Origin of the sequence: Candidatus Cloacimonas sp. (genome assembly GCA_039680785.1) — a bacterium.
Lineage (GTDB): Bacteria > Cloacimonadota > Cloacimonadia > Cloacimonadales > Cloacimonadaceae > Cloacimonas.
Genome location: JBDKSF010000114.1, coordinates 1 through 26,641, shown reverse-complemented (window position 1 = coordinate 26,641; position 26,641 = coordinate 1). Strand labels below are relative to the sequence as shown.

At 39.5% G+C, this 26,641-nt stretch carries 21 protein-coding genes and 2 tRNA genes; 11 read left to right on the top strand and 12 right to left on the bottom strand.

Translation table 11 applies throughout. The annotated features are described in order from the left end of the window. Positions 1-386: 386 nt before the first annotated feature. The 12 genes from ABFC98_08105 to dnaA form a co-directional block, all read right to left on the bottom strand. Positions 387-824, bottom strand: a complete 438-nt coding sequence (locus ABFC98_08105) for a hypothetical protein (GenBank protein ID MEN6445989.1) — start codon at positions 822-824, stop codon at positions 387-389. Between the two features lie 450 nt (positions 825-1,274). Continuing rightward, positions 1,275-3,062 carry a metallophosphoesterase gene (locus ABFC98_08100; GenBank protein ID MEN6445988.1) on the bottom strand — a complete coding sequence of 596 codons (1,788 nt, stop codon included), beginning with the start codon at positions 3,060-3,062 and terminating at the stop codon, positions 1,275-1,277. Beyond that, the gene (locus ABFC98_08095) at positions 3,059-3,904 is read right to left on the bottom strand and encodes a trypsin-like peptidase domain-containing protein (GenBank protein ID MEN6445987.1); all 846 of its coding nucleotides are present in this window, start codon (positions 3,902-3,904) and stop codon (positions 3,059-3,061) included. The genes ABFC98_08100 and ABFC98_08095 overlap by 4 nt, the downstream gene beginning before the upstream one ends. A gap of 5 nt (positions 3,905-3,909) precedes the next feature. Next, positions 3,910-4,659: a DUF116 domain-containing protein gene (locus tag ABFC98_08090; GenBank protein ID MEN6445986.1), complete on the bottom strand. Its 750-nt coding sequence runs from the start codon at positions 4,657-4,659 to the stop codon at positions 3,910-3,912. A gap of 2 nt (positions 4,660-4,661) precedes the next feature. Continuing rightward, positions 4,662-5,600, bottom strand: coding sequence for a methionyl-tRNA formyltransferase (fmt, locus tag ABFC98_08085; GenBank protein MEN6445985.1), 939 nt, complete (start codon positions 5,598-5,600; stop codon positions 4,662-4,664). Further along, complete coding sequence (gene def / locus ABFC98_08080) at positions 5,600-6,160, bottom strand: peptide deformylase (GenBank protein MEN6445984.1); 561 nt, start codon at positions 6,158-6,160, stop codon at positions 5,600-5,602. The genes fmt and def overlap by 1 nt, the downstream gene beginning before the upstream one ends. Then, positions 6,157-6,498, bottom strand: coding sequence for a preprotein translocase subunit YajC (gene yajC / locus ABFC98_08075; GenBank protein ID MEN6445983.1), 342 nt, complete (start codon positions 6,496-6,498; stop codon positions 6,157-6,159). The genes def and yajC overlap by 4 nt, the downstream gene beginning before the upstream one ends. A gap of 8 nt (positions 6,499-6,506) precedes the next feature. After that, positions 6,507-7,004 (bottom strand): phosphatidylglycerophosphatase A, encoded by a 498-nt coding sequence (locus tag ABFC98_08070; GenBank protein ID MEN6445982.1) that lies wholly within the window; start codon positions 7,002-7,004, stop codon positions 6,507-6,509. Further along, positions 7,001-8,260: a peptidylprolyl isomerase gene (locus ABFC98_08065; protein ID MEN6445981.1), complete on the bottom strand. Its 1,260-nt coding sequence runs from the start codon at positions 8,258-8,260 to the stop codon at positions 7,001-7,003. The genes ABFC98_08070 and ABFC98_08065 overlap by 4 nt, the downstream gene beginning before the upstream one ends. A gap of 31 nt (positions 8,261-8,291) precedes the next feature. Further along, a complete protein-coding gene (locus tag ABFC98_08060) occupies positions 8,292-9,092 on the bottom strand; it encodes a peptidylprolyl isomerase (GenBank protein ID MEN6445980.1) in 801 nt (266 codons plus the stop codon). Between the two features lies 1 nt (position 9,093). Beyond that, positions 9,094-10,320, bottom strand: coding sequence for a hypothetical protein (locus ABFC98_08055; protein ID MEN6445979.1), 1,227 nt, complete (start codon positions 10,318-10,320; stop codon positions 9,094-9,096). 335 nt (positions 10,321-10,655) lie between these two features. Beyond that, complete coding sequence (gene dnaA, locus ABFC98_08050; GenBank protein ID MEN6445978.1) at positions 10,656-11,987, bottom strand: chromosomal replication initiator protein DnaA; 1,332 nt, start codon at positions 11,985-11,987, stop codon at positions 10,656-10,658. Between the two features lie 784 nt (positions 11,988-12,771). Here dnaA and ABFC98_08045 point away from each other — a divergent pair. The 11 genes from ABFC98_08045 to ABFC98_07995 all read left to right on the top strand — a co-directional run. Continuing rightward, a tRNA-Val gene (locus tag ABFC98_08045) sits at positions 12,772-12,848 on the top strand. Positions 12,849-13,165: 317 nt separating this feature from the next. After that, positions 13,166-13,242 (top strand) — tRNA-Val (locus tag ABFC98_08040). Between the two features lie 2,118 nt (positions 13,243-15,360). Then, on the top strand, positions 15,361-16,587 hold the full coding sequence (locus ABFC98_08035) for an asparagine synthetase B (GenBank protein MEN6445977.1): 1,227 nt from the start codon (positions 15,361-15,363) through the stop codon (positions 16,585-16,587). Positions 16,588-16,593: 6 nt separating this feature from the next. Then, positions 16,594-17,496: an MlaD family protein gene (locus ABFC98_08030; protein MEN6445976.1), complete on the top strand. Its 903-nt coding sequence runs from the start codon at positions 16,594-16,596 to the stop codon at positions 17,494-17,496. 11 nt (positions 17,497-17,507) lie between these two features. Then, positions 17,508-20,528 (top strand): BamA/TamA family outer membrane protein, encoded by a 3,021-nt coding sequence (locus ABFC98_08025; GenBank protein ID MEN6445975.1) that lies wholly within the window; start codon positions 17,508-17,510, stop codon positions 20,526-20,528. A gap of 30 nt (positions 20,529-20,558) precedes the next feature. After that, on the top strand, positions 20,559-22,040 hold the full coding sequence (locus ABFC98_08020) for a leucyl aminopeptidase (GenBank protein MEN6445974.1): 1,482 nt from the start codon (positions 20,559-20,561) through the stop codon (positions 22,038-22,040). Between the two features lie 321 nt (positions 22,041-22,361). Further along, a complete protein-coding gene (locus tag ABFC98_08015) occupies positions 22,362-23,276 on the top strand; it encodes a zinc ABC transporter substrate-binding protein (GenBank protein ID MEN6445973.1) in 915 nt (304 codons plus the stop codon). Positions 23,277-23,284: 8 nt separating this feature from the next. Next, entirely contained in the window at positions 23,285-24,013 is a 729-nt protein-coding gene (locus ABFC98_08010; protein ID MEN6445972.1) for a metal ABC transporter ATP-binding protein, read from the top strand. A 5-nt stretch (positions 24,014-24,018) separates the two neighbouring features. Further along, positions 24,019-24,807: a metal ABC transporter permease gene (locus ABFC98_08005; protein MEN6445971.1), complete on the top strand. Its 789-nt coding sequence runs from the start codon at positions 24,019-24,021 to the stop codon at positions 24,805-24,807. 172 nt (positions 24,808-24,979) lie between these two features. After that, positions 24,980-25,960, top strand: a complete 981-nt coding sequence (locus ABFC98_08000; GenBank protein ID MEN6445970.1) for a D-glucuronyl C5-epimerase family protein — start codon at positions 24,980-24,982, stop codon at positions 25,958-25,960. Between the two features lie 440 nt (positions 25,961-26,400). Next, the coding region (locus tag ABFC98_07995) for a hypothetical protein (GenBank protein ID MEN6445969.1) at positions 26,401-26,641 on the top strand (241 nt) is incomplete at its 3' end.

Genomic DNA, 26,641 nt, shown 5'->3' with positions numbered 1-26,641 from the left:
TATGTAGTTTCCGCATTATTTTAGGATTGCCTGAAAGTTTGTTTGTTGTGGTTGACGAGGACGTCAACCCTCCATTATTCCCAACGGGTTAATATTCTTGTTTTTAAAAAGAAATCCTCATAATCCTGAAATCCTTGTTTCTAAAATCAAATCCTTGTTTCCAAAAAGAAATCCTCTTAATCTTAAAATCCTTAAATCCTTGTTTCTAAAATCAAATCCTCGTTTCTAAAATCAAATCCTCGTTTCTAAATTTTAATCCTGAAATCCCAAAAATCCCTATAATCCTGTTCCTCCCAGGCCTATTATCCTCATAAATCTGCGGAATCTGCGGAATCTGCGTGCAACATTATCGGTAGCTTCGGTGATTTCGGTGGCTAAATTATCTTTTAAAATTCGTTAACGAAGGTTTGATATCCCACAACTGGGGGTAGATAACCGGCTTCAATGCTTTCTTTCACTGTTTTGCAGGGCAGGTTTTGGCTGTAAATATCAGTGCGGGTAAGGGTTGCCAGATCAATGCCTTTGTCTTTTGCCAGAGCGAACATTATTTTCCGGTAAATATTATTCCAGCAGATATTTCCTCTTTCTTTTTTCTCCGCTTTAGTGATATTCACATACATTTTCAAATCCGATCGATAACCTTCCGAGGGGTTTAGTTCTTTCAAGTTACGGTTAATCTGGGCAAAATGCACATTATTTTGGCTGATTTTGGGGTAAATATAGCGGCGGCATATTGATTTTTTCAGATGGGGATTGTAATAATACACCATTCCATCGTTCTTACCCTGATAACTTTTCAATAAGTTACGGTATTTAACTTTCATTTTTTTTGCTCCTGATAATTTTATCCTCTATAATATAGGGGGTGACAAATCTCAGGAACGGGGTGACAAAAGCGGAATTTTTTTTACCTTATGCTAACTCCTTATCCACTTGTCGTTTTCTCATCCTCAACGAGGAGTGTGGGTCGGGAGAATGAGGAGAGGAAGAGGAGATGTTTACAAGTTCAAAGTGCGGGAGTTCAAAGTGCGGGAGTTCAAAGTGCGGGAGTTCAAAGTGCCGGAGTGCAGGAGTGCAAAGTTATTTTCGGGGGCATATTATCCATAATGGCAATTACGGCAAAGGTTTAATATATCTCCTTGTCTATTTCTATGGGCATTTCTCATTTCTTTCAGCATTGTATAGAATTGTGGATGCAGAGTAGGTTCGCCACCGCTAATTCTGATGCGGCTAAAAGTTTGGCGGTTTGAGGTCTTTTTTCAGGAATAATCTGCTCACTTTTTTAGAATTATTATTTTTTGGGTTAGCTTCTTTGCTTCCGGCAAACGCAGAAAGTAAATACCGCTACATAAAGCATCGGGTATAGTGAAGGACAGATTATTTTCTCCTTTGGCAATGCTTTGTAATGCTTGTTGATAAACCAGCTGTCCTTTCAGGTTGTATAGTTGCAAGGTTAATGTAGATAATGTTTTCTCGCTATAAAGTTGTATATTCCCCTGCAGGGATAAAGGATTGGGGTAGATGCTTTTTATTTGTAATAGCTCAGGCACTTGCAAAGGGTCTATGTTTTCCACTCCGCTATCGGCAAGCCAAATGGTGGCAGTGCTATTAGCAGAAAGCGAAACGCTAACATAGCAAACATTATTAATTCCGCTTCTATCTACCTGTTCCAGAATTCCTCCCTGAACGCGATAACCGTTATTTCCTGAAGGCATAATAAATTTTATTTGGGCATTTTCAAAAGCAAGGGGCTGATTATTGGTGATAACTGCCTCCACGCTATCCGCCACACCAGAATTGGAAGGGTAAAATTGAAGGGACAAATTATTTCCATTTGAGCCGGCATAAATTGTGTTATATGGTGTAACTTGATTGTTATTAATCCGCACAACCCGATAAGCGCGATTGCCATTACAGGTGCTACTGGTAGCTAAGTTATAGGGATAAGTATAAATAGAGCCACTGTTATAATGTATGTGACCCCACAAAGCCAAATCAATTCCTAAAGCGGAAAGATTTAGCTCCTCCTGAAAATCGTAGTGATGAAACAGCACTTTGGTATAATCTGGAAAAAGCGAAAGGGTGTTATTCAGCCAGGTAATTTGTTGATTGGTATAACTGGTGGAGCCATAGATATTATAACGCCAAGAATCATAGTTATCATAGCTCTCCAACCCAATAAAAACTGTGTTATTATAGGTAAAATAGTAGTCCTGAGTATGATAAAGCCAAATGGGATTAGTATTATCCAGCCATTTCCAACCAAAATATTTCCACCAATTTCGTCTTGCCGTTCCTGCCGAAGGTGGGGTTTCATCCCAACCGCCAATGTCATGATTTCCGGAGGTTACATAAACCGGAACATCCAATTCCGCCAGTAAGTGTTGACCCCATCCATACCAATATTGGTTTGCAAAACCCTCCAACTCTCCTTCGTTGACTAAATCGCCGGTAAAAAGAACAAACTCGGGATGAATAATATTGATATCATCTATCACTGCCCGGAGATTATTTACCTCAGTAGAATCCGTATCATAACCCGCATTGGGATAATATAAACGATTGGGAATATGCGAATCCGTGATGTGCACGAAATAGTAATTGTTTTTGCGAGTAGGAATTACTTGCACGGCATTTTGGGTAAAATCGGAAATTCCTCCGCTGGCAGAGACCTCCAAATCGTATAATTCATAAACCGAAACGGAAGGAACGAGAACATCAATTTCCCAGCGGTCTGGCTGAGTTAACCACTCGCTATTTGTGACCGCTAAACTAAGGCGTTTGTTTTGTTGCCTTAGCCAGGCATTCCAGTTCGTGGTATTTTGGGGTGCCAAACAGGTTATAGTAAATGTTTCGCCGGGAATGACAATAGCCGGAATATTCAAAAGAGGACGCTGGATGACGGTTAAAGTATCGCCCGGTGTATTATAAACGGAGACAATGCTTTGGGGATTTATGCCAGGGGTTTTTGCCCCTTCGGAATTTGGTAACTTTTGGGAAATAGCAAAAAAAGAGCTGCTGGTAAATATAGCCAGCAGCAAAATAAAGTGAAATTTTTTCATATTTTAGCCAAAATGCTCTTCACATAATTGATGGGTATGGCAAATCCTATTCCGATATTGCCTCCGTTTTCGGAAAAGATAAAAGTATTGATGCCAACAACTTCGCCATTGATATTAACCAACGGTCCTCCACTATTTCCGGGATTGATGGCAGCGTCGGTTTGAATCATAGCTTTATATTCGCGTTTATCTTGGCGGGCGGCAAAATTTCTATTTACGGCAGAAATCACTCCCACCGAAACACTGGGCTTGGAATCGTTCATTAAAAAGCCATAAGGATTGCCTAAAGCGATACTCCATTCTCCGGTAATCAGATCGCTGGAATTTCCTAATTCGGCAACGGGTAAATTATTGGAATTAATTTTAACCTTGGCGATATCGTGTATTTCATCAATCCCTACTACGGTTCCTGTAAATTCTCTTTTATCAGGCAAAATAACTTTAATTTGAGATGCCCCGCTAACTACATGGGCATTAGTTATAATCAAGCCACTTTTATCATAAATAACTCCGCTCCCGATTGATTCTACCTGACGCATCATCGGAGTTAATCCAAAAAAATCAAAAAAACCGAATCCAAAAGGACTGGCGGCACGCACATATTCTGTTTTGATAACATTGATGCTTACCACCGCTGGCTCAACAGCTTTAACGGCTTCCGTGATGGAATTTATCCTTTTGGCAGATGACGCTTTATTGGGCTGAGAGTTGTTTTGAGATATATAATCGTTATTTATGGCATTTTTATCCATATATCTATTAATTAACGCCATTGTAACAAACGCATTGAGCAGCAGGATGATGATAACGGTAAAAAGATTGATACGCTTCAAGTTAGGCACTCCTTTCAAATAAATTTGTTCACTGCAAAATCAATTACCGAAGAGCTTACCGTCGTTTCAAAACAAGGACCTTTGGGTCTTTCGTTCAGAACAGAGTAAACAGGATAACGCCAACTTTCACGCACACCATCTGTTAAATCCCGGTGACAAGCAACGGCGATAATGATATCAGGATGTGTGTCCTTCACCAATTTTCTTGCCAAAGAGCCACCGGATGCAACCGCTGCCTTAATTTGTCTGTCTCTGGTAATTGCTTTCATTTTTGCCATATCGCAGCCACCGCATTCTTGGCATTCCACAATATTATTATTGATGCGGATTTTGCAATTTGAGTTCTGAAGGCAGTGTGGTAAAAGCAAAAGCAGATTTTTGGAATTCATTCCTTGGTAATTGGTAACCACAATTTCGTTGTTAAAGTATAAAAAGGACTCTTGCATCGAGGTCTTTTTCTGGAAAAAGAGAACGGAGATCCACATTGCCAGATGATAAAATATATGTGACAAAACCCAAGAAAGATATATGCGTAGCCAGCGGGGCTTGATTTTTCGATGCGTGCTGATAAGAGTTAAAATCCAGCTGGCAATGAGAACAATAATCAGAATAAAAATGAGAGTGTAAAAAATATTCCCCCAGGCAGAAAGTCCCAAATTGTGATAACTGCCCAAAACCATAAAAAAGAAAATCAGCAAAACGATAAGAAGCGATAAGCCGACAAAAACGGGGAATTTAATAATGGCAAAATATTCTTTTTTCATTGTTAGCTTCCTAATATTTCTTCAGACAAAAGGCGCGCTCCATTGATAAAAGCGGCGGCATCCATAATCTTTTTGCCTTCTGCCTGAACTTTAGTAATAAGCAATTTATAATCCATACAATTAACAAAGAAGCCGCTTTTTTTGTCAAGGCAGCATATTTGTCCCGGCTTTCCTTCCGCCAATTTGGCAGTTAATTCCGACGCCAGAATTTTCATTGTTTTTGCTCTAAAATAAGTCCAAGCACCGGGAGTTAAAGAAAAAGCACGGATTTGATTGTGGATATTTTTTGCTTGGTTTGACCAGTTAATCAAACCGCTTTGTTTGTTAAAAGTTGAACACCAGGTTGCTTGGCTTTCATCTTGTTCAGAATGGCTAAGTTCTTTTCCCTTCAACAAATCTTGCCAGAAAAGCCAAAGAATGTCAGCTGCTTGTTGTTTAAGCCGTTCCAACAAATCGGTGTAATTCTCCTTTTCCGAAATGGATAGCTTTTCCTGCCTAAATATGGGTCCCGCATCCATTTTTGCCGTTATCTGGAAAATAGTGGTTCCCGTTTCCGTTTCTCCTTTTAAAATAGCGCTTTGAATGGGAGTGGAACCTCTGTATTTGGGCAAAAGAGAAGGATGTAGATTTACAGCTCTGAAAGGACAAAGCATTCGCACTTTTTTTCCAAGATAATTGCCATAGGAGGCAGAAATTATTATATCTGCCTCATAATCAGCTAATTTGGCAATACTTTCCTCAGAATTTATGTCCTCAGGATTATAAAGCGGCAACTTATGCTCCAGAGCAAATTGAGAAACAGGGGTCGGTGTTTTCTGTAAATTTCTTCCGGAAGGTCTATGGGGCTGGCTTATGACCAGCGAAGGTTGATAGCCATTTTGAATCAGTTTGGCAAGAGCTGGTAAGCCATAATCGGAAGAGCCCATAAACAGATAACGCATTATAAATGTAATCCTTCCATTATATTCTGTCCATCTTTCGCTCTTGCCGCTAATGCTTTCAATTTGTGCATAATGCGCAAACGGGTAAGCGTTCCTAAATGATCCGTGAACAGAATACCTTCCAAATGGTCATATTCGTGTTGAATGACTACTGCTTTCATACCGGTGGCGGAATCCGAAATTCTCTTTCCTTCTCGATCCGTATATGAATAAGTGATTGTTTTGCTGCGTGTTACATCTGCAAAAATATCGGGTAAACTGATGCAACCCTCTTCATAAATAACTTCACCTTCTCTCTTTTCCAGAACGGGGTTGATCATTACGATGGGGTTTTGGCTATCTTTGTTTTCATTGCGTTCGGGATCGATGACTATTATTCGCCACAAAGAACCAACTTGATTGGCAGAAAGACCAACTCCATCTCTTTGATACATTGTGTAGATCATATCTTCGATGAAATTATGCAATGCCTCTTTGGAATAATCAAATTCCGGCAGCTTCTTTCTTAGCCAATCGTCTCCATAAAGACGAACAGGTAATAGTTCTGGAATATAGGTCATTTTTCGGGTTCAGGTTCGGGAGTATTTACCACGCCAACAATTGCGCTTTTTTGAATGTCTATCCGCACTTTATTGTTATCGTCAATTTCCAGAACCACTATTCCTTTATCGGGTTTGATGGAAGCAATTCTTCCGTAAATTCCAGAGCTGGTTAAAACTCTGTCATTCACTTTTAATGTATCCTGCATTTTTTGGGTTTCCTTTGCCTTCTTTTGTTGGGGGCGAATCAGCAAAAGATACAGAATCACGAACATTATAATCATAAAGATCATTGTAGTTCCGGCACCACCTTGTTGAGTAGCTGCTTTTCCTGTTGCTTGTAATAGTATGTAGTTCATTTTTTCTCCTATAATCCGAAGAATCTCGGATAAATTTTAATTAGTATTTGAATTATTATATTGGCATAAATGCCAGCTATTATATCGTCTATAACAACTCCCCAGCCCGTGGGCAATTTTTGGGATTTCATAATTGGAAAGGGTTTGGCAATATCAAAAACTCTAAACAGGGCAAAAGCGTAAAGCCCAATCAGCCAGCTTTTGGGTAAAAGCAAAACACTTACGAAATATCCGCAGACCTCATCAATAACTATTGCGCCGTTATCTCTGCCGAGGGTCTTTTCCGCTTTGGAACTTAAAAAAACCGCCAGCAAACAGAAAACCAATAAAATCGGCAAAGTAATAAACAAGGTTTTACCCATAAACGGCTCACCGTTAATCAGCAGATAAATTCCCAAAGCGGCAAGCGAACCTATAGTTCCTGGCATCAAAGGAACAAAACCGATTCCGAAAAGGGATGCCGTAAAAGTGTAAAAGTTCAGTTTTTGGGGTGTTTTTGCCATCATAAACTTACTTGCACATAAGCTTCCTGTCGCAAATTATTTATCCAGGTATTGTAAGCTTCTGATTGTTTCTTTTTTAAGACCAATTCCCGCACTTGATCTTTCACTTCTTCGAAGCTGAACATTCGGGGTGGATATTCTTGTAATCGACAGAAAAGATATAGATAACCGTTATTTTCCAGAACGGGAGTCATTTCTCCCACCGGTGTTTGCATAATATTAGCGGAAAAAAGAGGAGGAAGTTCTTTTTCGGTAAATTCCCCCAAAGAACCGCCATCTTCACTGCTATCTTTATCCATAGAATATGTTTTGGCAAGCGAAGCAAAGCTTTCGCCTTGAGCAAAGCGATTGCGGATTTCTTCCATCAGCTGTCTTTCTCGCAAAGAATCTTCCGCCGTGGCAGAAAGTGTTTTTAAAATGTGGCGAACTCTTATTTGATCGCCTTTTTTCTCTTCCAGTTTGATAATATGGAAGCCAAATTCGCTTTCCACAATGTCGCTTACTTCGCCAATTTTTAAAGCAAATGCGGCATCTTCAAAGGGTTTCACCATTTGTCCTTTTTTGAAAAAGCCTAAATCTCCCCCCACTTCTTTACTGGGGCATTCACTTATGCTGCTTGCCAAAGTGGCAAAGTCCTCTCCGTTTTTTAATTGCTGTTGGACGGTTTTTATTTCGGCAAGTTTTGCCGCTCTTGTTTCTTCGCTGGGTTTTATTTCGCGCACGATAATTCCCAATTCCCAAGAGACGGGTTTTACCGCCAAAGTATCTTTGGTGGCTTCATAAAAGTCCTTTACTTCTTTTTCCGTAACTGATACTTTATTTACGATTTCTTTTTTCAGAATTTGGTCGGAAAGTGATTGTTCCGTTAAAATGTCTTTATATATCTGTAACAAATCGGATTCGGTAAGTTTGCTCTTTTTAAGGTCTTCATTAAAAGCGGCAGCACTGGGATATTGTGATTTTATTTTTTTTAGGTAACCCTCTGCCATGCTTTTTATTTCTTCGTTGTTAGCCGTCAAATTCAGTTCTTTGGCTTTTTGAATGATTAATTTCTGTTTTATCATTTCATCCAAAACTGCAGCCGGATTCGTATTTTCATCTATGATGCCTGCACTTCGCATCTGCGCCATTTCTTTTTGCAGATCGGAAAGCAGAATAATCTCCGTTCCCACTTTGGCAACAATTTTATCTACCAATTCTGCCGATAATGCTATAGTGAAGATTATCAGCAGCAGTGATAATGTTAGCTTTGTTTTCATTCTTTCTGTTCCTTCTTTTTAGCTACCGAGTTCAATAATAATATATCTCACTGTTTTGCGCTTTTAATTCTCTGATTAATTCCTGGTAAATTTGATCCTGTTTTTCCAGCAGCACTTTGCGTTTAATTTCTTCTCTATAATCCTCAAAATTGGTCTCTTGAGGCGTGGTTTTACTTTCCACCACTCTAAAAATATACCATATTGGTTCTTTATAGAGTAAGCCAAAATTATTCTCTTTTAATTCGCGCGCTTTCAACCAGAAAAGAGAATCGGAACCACCAGCATTAACCAGTCCCATATATCCGCCGTTATTTTTTAATTCTTCCGTAGAATAGCGTTGCACGGCTTCCGTAAAACCTAATCCTTGATTTAGCTGTTGCAAAACATTTTCGGCTGATATCTTATCCATTAAAGCAATACGCTGAATGTTATAGTTTACTGCATTTTTTTGAAATTCCGCCTGATGCAGACGAAAGTAATTGAAGAGCTGATCTTCGGAAACCTCAATTTCGGCAAGGCGTTTTGCTATCAAAGCATTTGCTTTCACTTTTTTGGCAGCGTAACTGATTTTTTGTTTAACCGCTTTTTCTTTGTTCAAGCCATTTTCATCAGCATAATGAGCCAAAATGGTAAGGTTTACCCAGTCCTCAATATATTTTTTCCGCGTTTCAGGATTTAAATTTTCCCATTCTTGGGTTCCGAAAGTGGATTTAAAGTCATCCAAATAGAGTATTTCTTTATCCACCTGAGCCAAAGCGACGCCTTTTTCTTCTTTTTTTCCGCAAGAAAAAAGGAAAAGCAGGGTAGCAAATAAAACAATGTATTTTTTCATTTTACAAGTAAGGTGGAGTGTAAGTAATCTTTATATAAGGTTTTTTACCGGCAGGAGTGCTGTCTTTGCAATCCCAAAATTCCACAGTGCCAAAATTCTGGCGTTCTTGCAGCGACTGAATCATTATTCCTTTGGGTTTTTTATCGGCGGAAGAATATGCCTGCATAATGGGAGTTATATCCACAGTTATAGAATCGCTGCTAACATATCCGGTGGAAGTTACGGTATTGGAAATAATTTCATAATCTCCTGTAACAAGCGGAATCATATCTGTTATGGAATCTTTCACTACATTAAACGAATACAATGAATAACTGTTGGTGCCGCTGTAATAATCGTTTTGTTTAATATGAAGCACGATTACCGCTTTGTTTATGGTCATCCGTTTTATTTGTAAACTATCCAACATATTTCCCTCATTGTCTTTAAATATGGTATATGTAGGTTCGTATAACAGATACATCCTTGTGGAAGTTAAGTTACTAATTTTCCAGCTCTCAGAGGTAACACCCACCGGAGCGTTTAAAGTGTAAGTATCTTTTGCGGGAAATTCATTGTAGGTTTCATACTCGCCTTCCACTTCGGTTTGATAATTGAGGTTTAGTTTTGGTCCCGTGCTTTGTTCGCTGGATATTATTTCCACCCAGCCATCGTTTTCCGTCTTTAACACAAAATTCCAGCCCAAAGTATCAGGCGTTTCCCAATTAAATATTTCCGAGGTGGGAAGCGCAAATTTTACCACTTTTCCAGTGCTGCCAATTGTATCTGCCACCGTCCATTCCGCCAGTGGATTTTGGCTAAGATCGCTGTTTGTAATAGCTTCCAAATCTATGGAATCGCTCCATACCTTGTTTAATTTATAGAGTTTCAGCTTTAAGGGATTTCTGGGAAGAGCTGAACGCTTGCTAATTTTCACTTGCAGAAAACAGCTATCAGGCCTGATGTTTATCATATCTTCCGGAAGACCCGTAAATCTTAAAAAACTTATGGCTGTGGCATTTTGATAACTTCCTGCCAAAAGTTTTGTTTCACTGCCGGAAATGGTCGCTAATTTTTCGGCAGGAAAACTGTAACCATTCATTATGCCTGATTCGTCATTTACGGTAATGGCGCTTACATCACTGAAGTTATCACCCGTTAAATTTTTCTTATCAGTGCATCCGCTGATGAGCATTAAGATGGTTATGACGCACATCATTGTTCTTAGACAGGGCTTAAGACATACCATAATAATAATCCTATTTTAAAAGTAATTCTATTATAAAGTAATATAAGTAGGCGTTGTGGATATGGGGATATTTGGTCAAGCTTTTTCTTCTATCCTTTGCCTTAGCATAATATCCAAAGCCATTTTAGGTGTGGATAAGTTGTGGATAACCCAGCTTGATAACCTTACTTTATCCACAAAAATATCTACAGAAGTCATTTAAAATAATGTTATTCACTCTTATCCACCTATCACTATCCACAATTGTGGATAAAGTAGCGGAGGTTTACCCAATTTATGCAAATTTAAACTCTTCCATAATTCAATTTGAGCAAAAATATAAACCAAATTTTTGCTCACTTCTGCAAATTTTTTATCATCATTTCCAGCTGAACTCTAAAGTCCTCTTTGTCCCTAAACTGATTTTCGATCATTTTTTTGGCATGTATAACCGTGGTATGATCTTTTCTATTATAATATTCGGCTATTTCTTTTAAGGAGAGCTGGGGAATCAAATAATTCGCCAGATACATAGCTACTTGACGCGGAAAGGCAACTTGGGGTTTTCGGGTTTTTTCCATTAGTTGGGCAGGTGAAATTTTATAACACTGGCAAACCTGTTGCGTTATAGCATCCAAAGTTATGGAATGCACTTTTTCTGATATCATATCGGAAAGAATATCTTCCGCCAGAGTAATGTCTATATCTTCGGGATTTATTTTGTTATAGGACGAAAAAGCCAAAATACGAATCAGCGATCCTTCCAAAGCTCGAACGCTACTGGTAATATTATCGGCGATGAAATTGATGGTATCGTCTCTTAAGAGCACATTTTCCGGCTCGGCTTTTTTGCGTAAAATGGCAACGCGGGTTTCAAAATCAGGGTTTTTCAGATCGCACAACAAACCACTTTCAAACCTTGTAACCAGCCGTTTTTCCAGATCGGGAATATCTTTGGGAGGTCTATCCGAAGTTAGCACAATCTGTTTTTTGTTGTCAAAAAGCGCATTGAAAGTGTGGAAAAATTCTTCCTGCGTGCCTTCTTTGCGAGATAAAAAATGAATGTCATCCATCAGCAGCAAATCCACTTTTCTAAATTTCGCCCGAAATTCCGGCATTTTATTGCTGCGGATGCCATCAATCATTTCATTGGTGAACGCTTCCGAAGTTATATAATAGATGGAACAATTACGCCCATCTTTTTGCACAAAATTTCCGATTGCCTGCATCAGATGCGTTTTGCCCATTCCGCTTTCACCGTAAATAAACAGCGGATTATAAGTGTAACCGGGAGATTCGGCAACCGCTTTTGCCGCACTATAAGCAAAGTTATTGTTTTTACCCACCACGAATTCATCAAAAGTATATCTTTCGTTCAGTTTTACATTGGCGGTAACATTATTGCCTTTGTAATTGCGCTTTTCGGGATCATCATTATGATTATGATGGGGCTGAGTGATGAACTGAATGTCATATTTTCTGCCATAAAGGCCGTAGGATATTTCACTTAGTATCTCTTTGTAATTCTGATTTAAGTAATTTGCCGAAAATTGCGTCGCCACCCTTATCATCATCTCTCTGTCATTCATATCTACCAGTTTAGTATCTGAAAACCAGGTCTTGAAACTTTGAGGGTTAATATTTTCCTCCAGTTTATCAAGTATGTTTTGCCAAATGTCTTGATCCATAAATCACTTTCCTACGAAATTTATTTATCCACAAACAGCTCTCTGCCATTACAGAAACGCTTGCGTAAACGATATCTTGTTATATATTAAAAACTTAAGACCTATTTCCAGGTGTGGTGTCCCTTTTCTTTAACGAAGTTATCCACAACTTATCCACCAAATTTTTGCTTGCTTTTGTTCCTTTTTCTCCCCTTTGCCAATTTCCACCCTAAAACAAAACACTATTCCCAGCATTTTGTTCTTTAGCGGAAATTGGAATTCTCAAAAACTATCTCTGTATAATGGCACGGTCTTAAGCCAACTTTGCCAGAAAAAATCTTAACTCTGATTTGTCAAGTGGCTAAACTTTATGAAATGTATGGCTTAGCTGAAATCGGAAATTAACAACTGCCACTTTAAAGAAAAGTTATAACATTGTCCATTGTTTTACCATTTTCTCTTTTGGTTTTGTAACTTCTTGCCTTACATAATATTGCCACCGCACAAAAAAAATTCTTCCTTTCTGCTTTATACTATCCTGTCCCCCCCGCCTTATCCTCTCCTCCTCTACGACGAGTATAGGACGGGAGAAAGAGGAGATAAAGAGGAGATGCTTGTAGGAAGATATTGGAAGAAGTGAAGATAGATAGTTTGAACTGAATATTCATTTACGATCGTATAATTGGGAACTTGTTTTACTTGCTTTCTTCAAGGGGAAAATGCGGTTTTGCGACCGTAAAAACTACTAAAAAAGCTCCCTTTCCGCTTGACAAAAAATCCTACTTCATAAATCTGTCCATTAAGTGGGTGATTAGCTCAGTTGGTTAGAGCGCTACGTTGACATCGTAGAGGTCACTGGTTCGAATCCAGTATCTCCCACCACTTTCTTAATTGCTGTAAATATAGGTAGATAGCTCATTATTTTGGCAAGAGAGGATAAGCTGGTAGATTTATTGCTCAACAAAGGATAACTCTATAGATTTGTTAAACAAACAAAGGTTTTTTCTTTGTCTTGACGAAAAAGGATTTATTGGGCGCTGGCGAAAATGCCTTTCTTTTTGTTTATTGGCAAAAATGGATTTGTTTGTGTATTCTTGAGAATCCGAAAGATGAATTACCAAAACAAAGGTTTTTTCCTTTGCTAAAGTGCTATTCGTCCTCCTATTACTTTTATCTAAAATATAAATTGACTATCTAATGGGTGATTAGCTCAGCTGGTTAGAGCGCTACGTTCACATCGTAGAGGTCACTGGTTCGAATCCTGTATCACCCACCACTTTTTTCTAAAGCATACGGAACTGCTATTAATCTAATAAATCACCGACAATATTTCATACAGATTTATTGTTACGAAACAAGGATTTCAGGATTTGGGCTTAGACATTTGAAACAAGGATTTCAGGATTTTAGGATTTAGAGGATTTATTTATAAGCCACCGAAAATATTTCACGCAGATTTAAGTTCAGAAACAAGGATCTCAGGTTTGGATTTTAAAAAACAAGAATATTTATCGGTGGGAAATACATGAGTGTTGACGTCCTCGTCAACCACAACAAACTAACTATCAGGCAATCAAAAATTAAGCGGAAACTGCATAACTCGGTTGTATGGGGAACGACGAGATGTCATTCTTCTTTTGAATATTCTCTTACAAATTCAACATTTGAAACAAGGATTTCAAGATTTGAACTTAGACATTTGAAACAAGGATTTCAGGATTTTAGGATGTAGAGGATTTTATTTTGTGGATTACATTATATAACTGCTAATTATATAAGAAGTTAATAAAGCCCCTGAGGGCGATACAATGATAGCGATGGTGGCGTAAGCCCCTCGAAAAAATATAACTTAGGCAAAAGTTCCGTTAGAAACGACAGGTATTAACGACGGGTTTTTAACCCGGCGCAATTATGAATGGGTATAAAAGTCCCAGCGGGACGACAGATTTTATCGATGGGTTTTAACCCGTTGGGAATATGGAGTGTTGATTTCCTCGTCAACCACAACAAACAACCTATCAGGCAATCCTAAAATAAAGCGGAAACTGCATAACTCGGTTGTCAGGGAAACGACGAGGATTTCGTTCTTCCTTTGGAATATTCTCTTACAGATTACACAGATTTATTTTCACGCAGATTGCGCTGATAACGCAGATTTGATTTTAGAAACAAGGATTTCAGGATTATAGGATTTAGAAGATTTTATTTTGTGGATTACATTATATAACTGCTAATTATATAAGAAGTTAATAAAGCCCCTTGTGGGCGATACAAAAATAGCGATGGTGGCGTAAGCCCCTCGAAAAAAGAAGACACGATCATCATCTTTTTTATTTTAGCCCCTTGTGGGCGACACAAAAATAGCGATGGTGGTGAAAATAATCTGTCGGTTGTCGTCTTTAAGTCAAAATCGGCATATTCTAAGAATTTATTAATACCTTATTCAAAAATAGGAAACAAGAATGAAATTGTATGGCAGATCACATGCAACACCGATTTTAACTCAAAGGGCGACACAATGATAGCGATGGTGGCGTAAGCCCCTCGAAAAAATATAACTTAGGCAAAAGTTCCGTTAGGAACGACACATACTAACAACGGATTTTAATCCGGTGCATTGAAATAGGGTATAAAAGTCCCAGCGGGACGACAGGTACTAAAATGTATAACTAAGTCATCTAACTATATGCTTAACAAGATAATTATTTCCTCCTCTGCTTCCAGAACTTATTATATTTTATCCCCGCTTATTTTCACAATGGGTTAAAACCCATTATAATTACCTGTCGTTCCTAACGGAACTATTTCCTCCAAATTGACTTTTTTGCGCCGGGTTAAAACCCGTCGTTAATACCTGTCGTTCCTAACGGAACTATTTATACTGCTTTTTAAGGCACCGGATTAAAAACCGTTGTTAGTATGTATCGTCCCGCTGGGACTTTTCACCCATCTTGATATTTCTGCGCCGGGTTAAAACCCGGCACTAAAATCTGTCGTTCCTGACGGAACTATTTATACTGCTTTTTAAGGCACCGGATTAAAATCCGTTGTTAGTATGTATCGTCCCGCTGGGACTTTTCACCCATCTTGATTTATTATTCCATCTTGATATTTTTGCGCCGGGTTAAAACCCTTCGTTAATACCTATCGTTCCTAACGGAACTTTTTCTTCTATTGGCTTTCAGAGCTTTTGACAAATTAAAGTGTTTTCCGGGTTAAAAAAACCTGCAGCGGAGATTTAACTTGACAGCAGAAGTGTAACTCTTGTTTTATGGCACAAAATTGGCTTAATATTAGCAAAAGTGAAATAAGAAGGAATAAATCCTTGTTCAAAAAAGAGTTTGCGTGGGTTGTGAGGAAAGGGTTAAGGTGTCTTCTGCCGTTTATTTTAGTGATGGGCAGTTGGGGTTTTGTGCCTTTATTTGCTGATGTATTAATTCCGATGGATAACACGCAAACCAATCACTTAAAGGCCTATGGCATTGCCTTTGCGGGTCTTAAAGAAGGTTTAGTTGGCAGGTGGTTGTTAAATTATCGGGGGGGCAGTTTTCTCTTTCCTGATTCGGGCAATTTAACCTCGTTATGTAACATTCGCGGCGTGCGTTTTGAAAATGTAACTTCTTCCGATGTGGCGGCTATTTTAACGGAAATTCAGGCAAACAATATGGAAAGCATTGCTTTGGAAAAAGAGCCCAAAATAGCTGTTTATATTCCTCCCAATGCACTTCCCTGGGATGATGCAGTCACTTTAGCATTAGATTATGCTGAAATTGATTATGACCGGGTTTGGGATGATGAGGTTTTGGAAGGAAAGCTTACGGATTATGATTGGCTGCATCTGCATCATGAGGATTTTACCGGTCAGTATGGCAAATTTTATGGTTCCTATCGCAATACAAATTGGTATCAAAATGATGTGCGTGTAAATGAAGCGATGGCTACCAAACACGGTTTTCAGAAAGTTTGGCAGCTGAAACACGCGGTAGCGGAAAAGATTCGTAATTATGTGATAAACGGTGGTTTTATGTTTGCAATGTGCGCCGCCACTGATACTTACGACATTGCTTTAGCCGCCAAAGATGTGGATATTGTAGATTTTGCGATAGATGGTGATGGCATAGACCCTCAATATCAAAAGAAATTAGATTTTTCCCGCACTTTTGCCTTTGAGAATTTCACTTTGAAGCCCAATCCTTATGAATATGAATTTTCCGATATTGATGCCAGTGATTATTCCCGTTTGCGGGGACCCGAAGCTGATTATTTTCAGCTTTTTGATTTCAGCGCCAAATATGATCCCGTTCCCACAATGCTAACTCAGTGTCAAACCAATGTTATTGACGGTTTTTTGGGTCAGACCACTTCTTTTTTCAAAGATAAAGTGAAGAAAAATGTGATTATTCTGGCAGAAGTTCCTGGCACGAATGAAGTTAAATATCTACACGGCAACATTGGCAAAGGGACTTTCACTTTTTACGGTGGGCACGATCCTGAGGATTATGAACATAAAGTAGGTGATCCGGAAACCATTTTGGAGCTGCATAAAAATTCGCCCGGCTATCGTTTAATCTTAAATAATGTGCTTTTTCCCGCGGCAGAGAAAAAGCAATTGAAGACATAAAGAGAAATGAAGAAGTTTTATCCTAACCTGCGCAGCGTTCAAATAAAAACCGGCATTTGGACAGTTGTTATAGTCATCATCCTTATATTTGGCTATTTATGGCTTGCTGGTCTCCTTTCTGGCAGTTCGCAATATGAGCTAAAAATTGCCTTTCCTGACATAGCGGGTTTGGAAATTGGCGACAAAGTTATGTTCCGCGGGATGGAAATTGGCAGAGTGAAAAAGATCGAGGCCCAAAAAGAGCAGATTATTTTAACCGCCAAAGTTAAAAGGGACATAACATTGACCGAAGGAAGCCAATTTTTGATATCTGATAGTTCTTTGATGGGCAGCAAGGCCTTGAGCATACTTCCTGGAAATGGAACTAAACCCTTAAACATTAACCAATTACAACAGGGTAATTCACCCGCGGGAATGATGGAACTGATTGCTAAGGCATCTTCCGGCGTAGAGGAATTAAAAAAGACGCTCCAGCTGATAAATTCACCCCAGGGTTTGCTTTTTAGTTCACAAAAGCTAATCGAAAATGCCGATGGCACCGTTAATCAAATTGGCATTGTCGCCCAAGACACCAAACAGGAACTAATAGTTACCATAAATAAAATAGAACGGCTTACTTCTTCTTTGCAAGAAGTGGTGGCGGAAAACAAAGAGCCCATCAAGAAAACAGTTGCCGAAAGCCATATTGCCTTGCAGAGGTTATCTGAGACATTGGATAGTTTAAGCGTTCTTTCCGCCAATTTGAATGTAACAGCCCAAACCCTGAAAAGCAAGGAGGGAACTGTCGGCTTATTGTTAAATGACAAGCAACTTTATAATAAGATAAATGGCGCTACGGAAAACCTTAATGCTCTCATCCAAGACATTAAGGATAACCCCCAAAAATATATCAAAATTCGTGTCTTTTAGGAAGATGAAAAATGGATAAAAAGCTCTGTTGCCTTCTGTTGTTGCTGATTCTGGGCAGTTTCGCTTTTGCTTATAGCTTTGGTCAAAATAAAGTAAATGCCGTTCCGCAGGATTTTGCCTATATTCAAACAATGCACTTTGACATCTATTTTCCCAAAGGAGAAGATCAATTTGGCAAAACAGTTGCCTTGATGGCGGAAGATATTTATTATTATATTAAGGCAGAATTCAAAATTCCGATTGTAAGTCGCATTCCGATTATCTTTTATGCCACCAAGACGGAATTTTTGAGCACCAATATCACTTATTACCTGTTAACGGAAGGCATAGGTGGCTTTACGGAAAGTTTACATAATCGGGTAGCCATTCCTTTTGAGGGTAGTTATGCCTCTCTCGAAGAACTTATGGCGCATGAACTTACCCATGCTTATACCAATGCAATGGATGATGGTTTTTTGAATACCAATGCCTCGTTGAGACCCACTTCATTTCCTTTTTGGTTTTCGGAAGGTCTGCCGGAATATCTTTCCGTGGGTGGCGAAGATGACTATAATAATATGTATCTTCTGGATATGGTTCTGAATAGCAACATCCCTAAGCTGGGTAGCGTGGATGGCTATTTGGCATATCGTTTGGGGGAAAGTTTTTTAGCTTATATAGCAGGCCAATGGGGCAAAGAGAAAGTTTCGGAATATTATTTCTCCATTCGTGCCGCATTCAATTTGGATGAAGCAACCAAAAAGACCTTTGGGATGAATTTTGAGGACTTGGAAAAGCGTTGGCTTTATCAGCTTAGAAGGAATTATTATCCTATCATCAACAGTCATAGCATCCCCGCGGAGAGTTTTGAGCAGCGCACTTTTCATAAAAAGGATGGTTCCTACTTTAATTTGTCTCCGCGTTTTTCACCCGATGGAACGCATTATGTATATTATTCCAATGCCGGGGGCAGATACAGCATTTGGTTGGCGGGAACACAGGGTTTGGCAAAACCGCAGTTAATTTTTAAGGGTGAAAAAAGTGCTAAATCCGAAGAATTTTACTATTTTCGTTCGGCGCTTTCCTGGTTTCCAGATAACAAAAGAATCGCTTTTGCCACCAAAACAGCCACCGGCGATAAAATTCAGATTTTAGATGTTGTTACCGAAAAAATAGTTAAAACCATTTCCATTCCTGAATTACAGGCAATTTACGAAGCGGATGTTTCGCCCGATGGAATGTCTCTTATTTTGGCTGCCCAAAAAGGAATGCAAGCCGATTTATTTATGTATAATATGCAGGCAGAGACGCTTACTCAATTAACCAATGATGCCTATGATGATGAACATCCCCGTTTTTCTCCCGATGGCAAATTTATTGCCTACGACAGTGAACGCAAACTGGATAATGCAGAAAGCAGATACGGTATGTTTTCAGACCTGAAGCGTGATATTTTTACCTTGGAGTTAGAAACCGGAGAAATCGTTCAACGCACTTTTGAGACCTACGATTGTTTTGCTCCCATTTGGGCGGATAAGGGCAATAAGTTAGCTTTTCTTTCCTATAAAGAAAGCATTGCCAACTATGAAATTCTTACTTTAAACACGGGAGAACGGGCAACGCTCACCCAATGTATCGCCGGCATTTTTAACGGCGACATCAGTTCGGATGATAATTATTTTATTATGAGCGATTACTTTGACGGCGCTTGGGATATATATTTTGACGACAGTCCCTTTACTAACCTCGTTTATACGGAAAATAAACCTCCCCAAATTTATCAGCGCACGGAAGACCTTTTACAAACAATAGATTTACAGCGGCTAAACCTTTACGGAAAAAGAAGTAAAGCCCAAAGGCAGAGAGGAACTGATAGACCGCTCCATAATCCTCGCCGTCCTTATTTTTCCGAACTGGAAAAAAGCGACGACGATTCCTTAAAACTGTTTCCTGATTTTTCTTGGGATAATAAACCCGATTCTGTTTCTACACCCCCACAGATAGAAAAATACAAGGTTAAATTTGCTCTCGATAGCATTTGGGGCGGACTTGCCTATTCTTCTTACAGCGGAACCATCGGAGCTCTGGATTTAAGTTTGAGCGACATTATGGGCAATTATGGAATAGGCATCAGTTTAGGAATATCGGGTAAAATTGAGGATAGCAATATCTTTCTTTCTTTGATGAATTTAAAGCATCGTGCCGATTACGGAATTGGGGTTTATAACTATTATGACGAGACCTATTATCGGCGTTATTTACCTGGTCAGGATGATTATCTGCGTTTGCGCGATCACGAAACGGGGATGATTTTCATTTATCAATATCCTTTCAGTCGGTTTATGCGTTTGGAATCTAATAATCAGCTTTATTATGTAAAGCAGGAATGGGATTATCTGCCCCCGGAAAATGTCCAAAACGGAAACTGGGTTATGAATGTGGATAGAGGAACGGATACAGTTGTTGCACCCGGCGTGGCTTTAGTTTTTGATAATGCGCTTTATGGTTCCACGGGTCCCATGGCTGGAGAGCGTTTATATTATCTGATCAGGAAAAGCTTTGCCCAAAATGAGCTGAATTATTTTACCAACTATTTGGATTGGCGCTATTATTATTTCTTTGAAAAAAGATATTCTTTGGCTTTTCGTTTGAATGCTGCTTTCAGCATGGGTGAATCACCGGAGCGTTTTAATTTGGATGGTTTGTATGGAGTGCGCGCTTTAAATGAAGATTTGGACGGGGAAAAAATGATTATGGGTTCCGCAGAATTACGGGTTCCGTTTTTGGATAGCATAAACCTTGCTTTTCCCATTCCGCTTACTCTAAATAATATTCGGGGCAGTATTTTTATGGATATTGGAAGCGCTTGGGATGATAATTCCAATTTCCGGGGCGTGATAGACGGCAAATTGAATGATATAAAACTTGGTTATGGCATAGGACCCCGTTTGAATTTGGGGTATTTTGTTTTGAAGCTGGACATTGCCTGGCAAACCGATCTTTCCAATATTTCCAGACCTTTGTATTATTTAAGCTTAACTGAGGATTTTTAACCACTTATATAAAATAAAAAGGAGTTCACAATGAAGATTGACATCATCCGCAAAGTCCCTGATTATATGGATTGTTTAATCATCCTAAATGAGGAAAACGGTTCTCTAAACCATCTGGATTTACTTCCAGCCAACATCGTCACAATAGTGAAGGCCTATTGTAAAAGCGAGAATTATCACTTTGCATTCGGAGAAATGAAAAACTTCACCATTTTCGTGGAAAATCAGAAGCAGAACATTATTTTGCTGGGTGCGGGCAATAAAAACGACCTCACGCCGGATAAACTGCGTAAACTTTTTGCCTCTTCCATTCGTTTGGCAGGGAAGATGAAAACCAAACAAATATATCTCTTCCAGGGTTTTGAAAATCCCATCAATGATGTTTCCTTTGGGCATATTTTAACGGAAACGGCTTTGCTGGTTAACTATCAATTTAACAAATATGTAACAGTTGATAGGGGTGAGAATGAAATTGAAGCATTGCACACCGTTAGTTCCACCAAAAATACCCGCCATTTAAACAGAGGCATCGTGGAAGGACGCATTTATGGCGAAACGACAAATCTGGCAAGAACCTTGGTAAATGAACCAGCCAATGTAGTTACTCCTGAATATCTTGCCGAGTCAGCCAAAAGCGCCGCTTTGCAATATGGTTTTTCCATCGACATCTTTTCTTTGGATAAGCTTAAACGCATTAAAATGGATGCTTTTTTAGCCGTAGGTCGCGGCTCGGCTCACGAACCAAAATTAATCATTATGCGTCATAACGGCAATCCGGATAAAAAACAAGAAACCATTGCTTTAGTTGGCAAAGGTATTACTTTTGACAGCGGAGGATACTGTCTTAAAGGCGCACAGGGAATGGCTAATATGAAAGATGATATGGGAGGAGCGGCTGCCGTAATCGGAACAATGTGTGCCATTTCTGCTTTGAAATTGAAAGTTAATGTTGTAGGCGTCGTCGCTGCCTGCGAAAATATGATTTCCGGAGACGCATATCATCCGGGAGATGTAATCACTTCTATGAGCGGAAAAACCATCGAAGTTAACAACACCGATGCTGAAGGACGCTTAACTCTTTGCGACGCCATTCATTATGCCATAGAAAAAGAACATTGTGAGCGCATCATTGATATCGCTACTTTAACGGGTGCCGCAGTGGGAGCCCTCGGAACAGAAATTACTGCAATTATTACCAATAACGAACCCTGGCTGGAAATCCTGAAAAACGCCTCCAGTTTCACCGGGGAAAATATTTGGCAATTACCTACTTACGAGGACTATAAAGATCAGCTGAAATCCGAAATTGCCGATTTGAAAAATTCGGGAGGTCCCTTTGCGGGAACTATCACCGCAGGCCTTTTCCTAAAAGAATTCGTGCAAAATAAACCCTGGCTGCATATAGACATCGCCGGCACTGCCTTGAAAGATAGGGAATCGGGTGTGAATAATTTAGGAGCCACGGGAGTAGGCGTTCGCTTACTTACAACTCTTTTAAAGTATATGGAATAGAAGAATTTCCTTGCTGACATCTCCTCTTCATCTCCTCCTCTTCCTGTCCTTGTCTCCTCGTTCAGGAGGAGAGGAAGGGGAGAAGATGTCAGGGGGAAGGCAGGTGGCTGGTAAGGGACTTTTTACATTGGCTTACGATAGTTCGGCGGCAAAAATTATGTTGATTTGTGCAGTCAGCGCCAGCTGTGAGAGTTTTTTGCCTAAGGTGTGATGACTTCTTTGCACTTAAAGAAAGGCCTGAGGCAAAAAAGTGATGAAGGTGCAGAGCGTTTCTCACCTAAAGATAAATACAAAAAGGGGAAAAACTTAGGAGGTTGTATAATGAAGAGAATAAAATGGTTAATGCTTGTTATTCTGCTATTTACTTTTTCCTGCCGGAACCAGGAAACGGGAGAAAAAAAGCCACTGCTTTTGGCTTCCATTCATCCTTATGAGCTAATTTTGAAACAACTTGCGGGAGATGATTTTGAAGTTAAAAGCATTATTCCTGCCGGTGCATCACCTCATACTTGGTCTCCCGGTCCTGTGGATTTGAATAATTTCAGTTCAGCGGATTTCATTCTGGGCAATGGTTTGGGGCTGGAAAGCAATCTGGCGAAAAATTTTGCGGAACGAAAAGATGTTTATGTGGAGGCGGCAACTTTGCTGAAAGATGTTATCCCGCTGCCCGTAAAAGCAATGGAAGCGGAAGAAAATCATCCGGAAGAAGATGTTGAACACCATCATCATTCTGCTCAAGATCCGCATTTGTGGACTTCCCCTTCTTTGATGATTCGCTTGGTGGGTTATCTGGAAAAGGAACTTAGCCAGCGTTTTCCCAATTCTTCATTCGTTTTTAAACGCAATGCGCAACAGATGCAAAAAGAATTGGAAAGTTTGCAGGAAAAAATAGCCCAAGAAAGAAAGCAATATCCAAACCCAGCCATTATCACTTATCATAATGCGTTTCACTATTTTTTGCAAGAATTTGGAATAGAGGAATTGGGCTTTGTGCAGGAAAGTCCCGGCAAAGAACCCACTCCCAAAGAACTTGCCCTCCTGGGAAATATTATAAAAGAACATCAGGTGAAGGCGATCTTTCTGGAACCGCAAATGGATAAAAAAGCCGGTGAAACCCTTGCCCGAGAATTTAACTTGCAATTGCTTACCCTTGACCCTTTGGGCAGTGACGGCAAGGCACAAACCATTGCTGAATTGATAGAGGGCAACTGGCAAAAGATGAAAATGGGATTTTAGCGATACTAATGATTCAAATTAAAGACCTGGAATACAAAATAAACGGCAAGATAATTCTGGAAGATATCTTTTTGGAACTCTCCGAGGGCGAATTTGTCGCTATTATAGGGCCTAACGGAGCGGGAAAATCCACTTTGATAAAATTGATTTTAGGTTTGCTGGAATTGCAAACGGGCAGCATCTTAATTGATGGCATAGAACACTATAACTGGCTGAAAAATAATACTATCGGTTACCTTCCCCAATATGAAGAATTTGATAATGCCTTTCCTGCCACCGCTTTGGACATTGTCTTAATGGGTTTGGCGGGTCAGCTGCCTTGGGGCGCTCATTTTAACAGTAATCATAAACAGCAAGCAATGGAAACATTACAACAAACGGGAGTGGCTCATCTGGCAAAACAACAAATTGGCAAACTTTCCGGAGGCGAATTGCAAAGAGTGTTTTTAGCCCGCGCCCTGGTCACTAAAAGCAAATATCTTATTTTGGATGAACCGGAAGCAAGTTTAGACCGTCCGTCCGTAGAAAGTTTTTTCGCTCTGCTGAAAGAACTGAATAGCCAAGGCAAAACGATTATAACCATCTCTCACGATTTAACTACGCTTTCCAAATATTGCAGTTTTCTGGTTTGCTTAAATCGGCGTTTGCATTGTCATAATCAGATGGAACTAATTGATGCGGATGTAATTCATAAGACCTTTGGCGATAGCTTGCGGATTATTGAAAAGGATTATTGAACAAGATGTTGCAGTTCTCATTTTTGGTTTATGCTTTTCTGGGCGCTTTACTTTCGGGTTTGTCGTTGGCAGTTTTTGCTCCTTTTGTAACTTTAAGAAGGATTTCATATTTGGGTGAAGCGCTTTCCCATATTGCCTTTGCGGGAATTGCCCTGGCTATTTTGGCAGGATTGAATTTAACGCTTACCACCCTGATTTTTGTAATGCTGATCGCCTGGGGAATCACTTGGTTGGCAAAAAAGCATAATATCCAAGAATCCAATACGATAACGATATTTTTGTCCTTAAGTATGGCACTGGGTATTATTCTGATTTCCCTATCTAAAAATTACAGTTTTGATCTCTCCAGCTACCTTTTTGGCAATGTGCTGTTGGTTACCAAAAGTGAAATTATTTCGCTAACTGTTTTGTCCGTGCTGAATATTGGCTTTGTCAGCTTTTTCTATAAGGAACTATTTTATTTAACCTACAATCCAATGATGGCAAAGGTCTATCGGATAAAGACCGAGCCGGTGAATTTAATTTTTATGCTGCTTTTGGCTGCCAATATCGTAATTAATGTGAAAAGCGCAGGCATAATCTTGGTTACCGCTCAGCTTATTTTGCCGGCTGTAATTGCCTTTAATTTTGTGCATCGGCTGTCCAAAGCTATTATTATCTCTGGTTTTGTTGCTGTTTTTTCTGCTTGCATTGGTTTTTATTTAAGTTTTCAGTTTAATTTACCGACGGGAGCAAGTATTGTTGTCTTTGAGGCAATCCTTTACTTTCTCTCTTTGCTTTATCCGGCACATTGAAATTGAAGTGTTGTGTAGCCGGCGGACGCCGTTCCGCCGCAAAAAAAAAAGTGTGTAGCCGGCGGACGCTGATCCGCCGCAAAAAAAAAAGTGTGTAGTCGGCGGACGCTGATCCGCCGCAAAAAAAAAAGTGTGTAGCCGACGGACGCTGATCCGCCGCAATAAGGGAAAAATGAAAAATTTTAAATACCGCTTGCTCTCATTGTTCATCGGCCTTGTTTTTGCCGTGGCAATTTGGCAAACAGCCGAAACGCATATTGCCGATTTTTGGGGTAAAACCCTGTTCCATATATTTGGCAATAGTTTTATGGAAGTATCCACAATGGATAAAAACGGCATTCCGATGCGTTATTATCCTTCCGCAAAAAAAGTTTATGACCCGGAACTTATTGCCGCTCAATCCTCCCGCTTTTATAAAACCCGGATAGAAGAACCGCGTAAAACTGCCTTTTTGCTTTACAGTAAATGGCTGGAAGAACATTTGGATGAAAATGGCAATATTTCCAATGATTTTGATTATCCCAAAGCGGGAATTAAAAAACCCTGGTTCAGTTCTACTGCCAATAGCGCTACGATGGTTGCTTTGGCTCAAAGAGCAGGTCATTTAAGAGATCCGGAACCCTTTATCAAAGCCAGAAAAATGCTGTATAATCTCCAGCCGGATAATGGTTCTTTTAGCTTTTATGAAAAAACAGGTGGAATCTGGTTTCAGGAATTTCCTACCGAGCCCTATTCCCTCTCCGGAATGCTGAAGACATTGATAAATCTATCCGAATACCACAAAATGGTGGACGACAGCTTATCCCAAAAACTTTTTCAGCAAGGTGTCATCGCTCTGCAGGCAAAATTACCTGAACTGGCAAAACATAACTGGCTGGATGATAAATATCACTATAAAAATAAACGCAGTGAACATCTGGAACTTACCCAGCTTTTGGCAGAAGTGAATTCCGCCACTGCCGATTCTGTCTTTACTCCCTATATCTATAACTATCAGGCGAAAAACAGACAGTTTGTCCTGTTTCAACTGATCAGCCGTCCCCAACCGGGCAGAATTCTGGGCTTTTTGTTTGCCTGGGCTGTTTTTTATTTGATTGCCTACCTGTTTTTGAAACCGAAGAAAAGTGCAATGGGCGAAGCAAGCAATAGCTAAAAAAGGTAATAAACACTTTCGGTGTTCTCGGTGCTCTCGGTGGCTAATTATAGATGAGAGAGATAATGGCTAAAAAAGTGAGAGGGAAATTTTGGATTATGGTAAGTTAGGAGACATTATAGCGCAATAAACTTCTCATCTAAATCCCTATAATCCTGTTTATCCCTTACCGGGGAAAGTAAATTTAACTGTTTATAACATCAAAGGGCAGGTAGTAAAAAAATTAGTTGACGAAAAACAACTACCTGGTAATTATAAAATAGTTTGGAATGGAAAGGATAAAAAAGAAAAAGAAGTAGCTTCAGGGATATATTTTGTTAGAATTGAGCAGAATAACAAGATTCATACTCGCAAAATGATGCTTATAAAATAACAGATCAAAGTTTAGGGAAGCCCTGAACTCAGGGTTTCCCAAATTATCAAACACATAAGGAGAAGAAATGAAACAATATATATTATTGTTTGCCTTGGTGCTCATTTTAATTCCTTTAAGTGGAACAGAAAGAGTAGGGGGTTGGATTCATAATGATACTGTTTGGACTGCAGTAAATAGCCCTTATATTGTGCAAAGCTTTCTCTATATTGCTTCGGGAGTAACTCTTACGATAGAACCTGGGGTTCAAGTTCTGGTTATGGGTGCTTCCAATAGTGTTGACTGGTGGGATTTTTTCTGGACGGGAA

Excerpts from the sequence above, each read along its gene's own strand:
- ABFC98_08105 (MEN6445989.1), bottom strand. The coding sequence starts at position 824 with ATGAAAGTTAAATACCGTAACTTATTGAAAAGTTATCAGGGTAAGAAC.
- ABFC98_08100 (MEN6445988.1), bottom strand. The coding sequence starts at position 3,062 with ATGAAAAAATTTCACTTTATTTTGCTGCTGGCTATATTTACCAGCAGC.
- ABFC98_08090 (MEN6445986.1), bottom strand. The coding sequence starts at position 4,659 with ATGAAAAAAGAATATTTTGCCATTATTAAATTCCCCGTTTTTGTCGGC.
- fmt (MEN6445985.1), bottom strand. The coding sequence starts at position 5,600 with ATGCGTTATCTGTTTATGGGCTCTTCCGATTATGGCTTACCAGCTCTT.
- def (MEN6445984.1), bottom strand. The coding sequence starts at position 6,160 with ATGACCTATATTCCAGAACTATTACCTGTTCGTCTTTATGGAGACGAT.
- yajC (MEN6445983.1), bottom strand. The coding sequence starts at position 6,498 with ATGAACTACATACTATTACAAGCAACAGGAAAAGCAGCTACTCAACAA.
- ABFC98_08070 (MEN6445982.1), bottom strand. The coding sequence starts at position 7,004 with ATGATGGCAAAAACACCCCAAAAACTGAACTTTTACACTTTTACGGCA.
- ABFC98_08065 (MEN6445981.1), bottom strand. The coding sequence starts at position 8,260 with ATGAAAACAAAGCTAACATTATCACTGCTGCTGATAATCTTCACTATA.
- ABFC98_08060 (MEN6445980.1), bottom strand. The coding sequence starts at position 9,092 with ATGAAAAAATACATTGTTTTATTTGCTACCCTGCTTTTCCTTTTTTCT.
- ABFC98_08055 (MEN6445979.1), bottom strand. The coding sequence starts at position 10,320 with ATGGTATGTCTTAAGCCCTGTCTAAGAACAATGATGTGCGTCATAACC.
- dnaA (MEN6445978.1), bottom strand. The coding sequence starts at position 11,987 with ATGGATCAAGACATTTGGCAAAACATACTTGATAAACTGGAGGAAAAT.
- ABFC98_08035 (MEN6445977.1), top strand. The coding sequence starts at position 15,361 with ATGGGCAGTTGGGGTTTTGTGCCTTTATTTGCTGATGTATTAATTCCG.
- ABFC98_08030 (MEN6445976.1), top strand. The coding sequence starts at position 16,594 with ATGAAGAAGTTTTATCCTAACCTGCGCAGCGTTCAAATAAAAACCGGC.
- ABFC98_08025 (MEN6445975.1), top strand. The coding sequence starts at position 17,508 with ATGGATAAAAAGCTCTGTTGCCTTCTGTTGTTGCTGATTCTGGGCAGT.
- ABFC98_08020 (MEN6445974.1), top strand. The coding sequence starts at position 20,559 with ATGAAGATTGACATCATCCGCAAAGTCCCTGATTATATGGATTGTTTA.
- ABFC98_08015 (MEN6445973.1), top strand. The coding sequence starts at position 22,362 with ATGAAGAGAATAAAATGGTTAATGCTTGTTATTCTGCTATTTACTTTT.
- ABFC98_08010 (MEN6445972.1), top strand. The coding sequence starts at position 23,285 with ATGATTCAAATTAAAGACCTGGAATACAAAATAAACGGCAAGATAATT.
- ABFC98_08005 (MEN6445971.1), top strand. The coding sequence starts at position 24,019 with ATGTTGCAGTTCTCATTTTTGGTTTATGCTTTTCTGGGCGCTTTACTT.
- ABFC98_08000 (MEN6445970.1), top strand. The coding sequence starts at position 24,980 with ATGAAAAATTTTAAATACCGCTTGCTCTCATTGTTCATCGGCCTTGTT.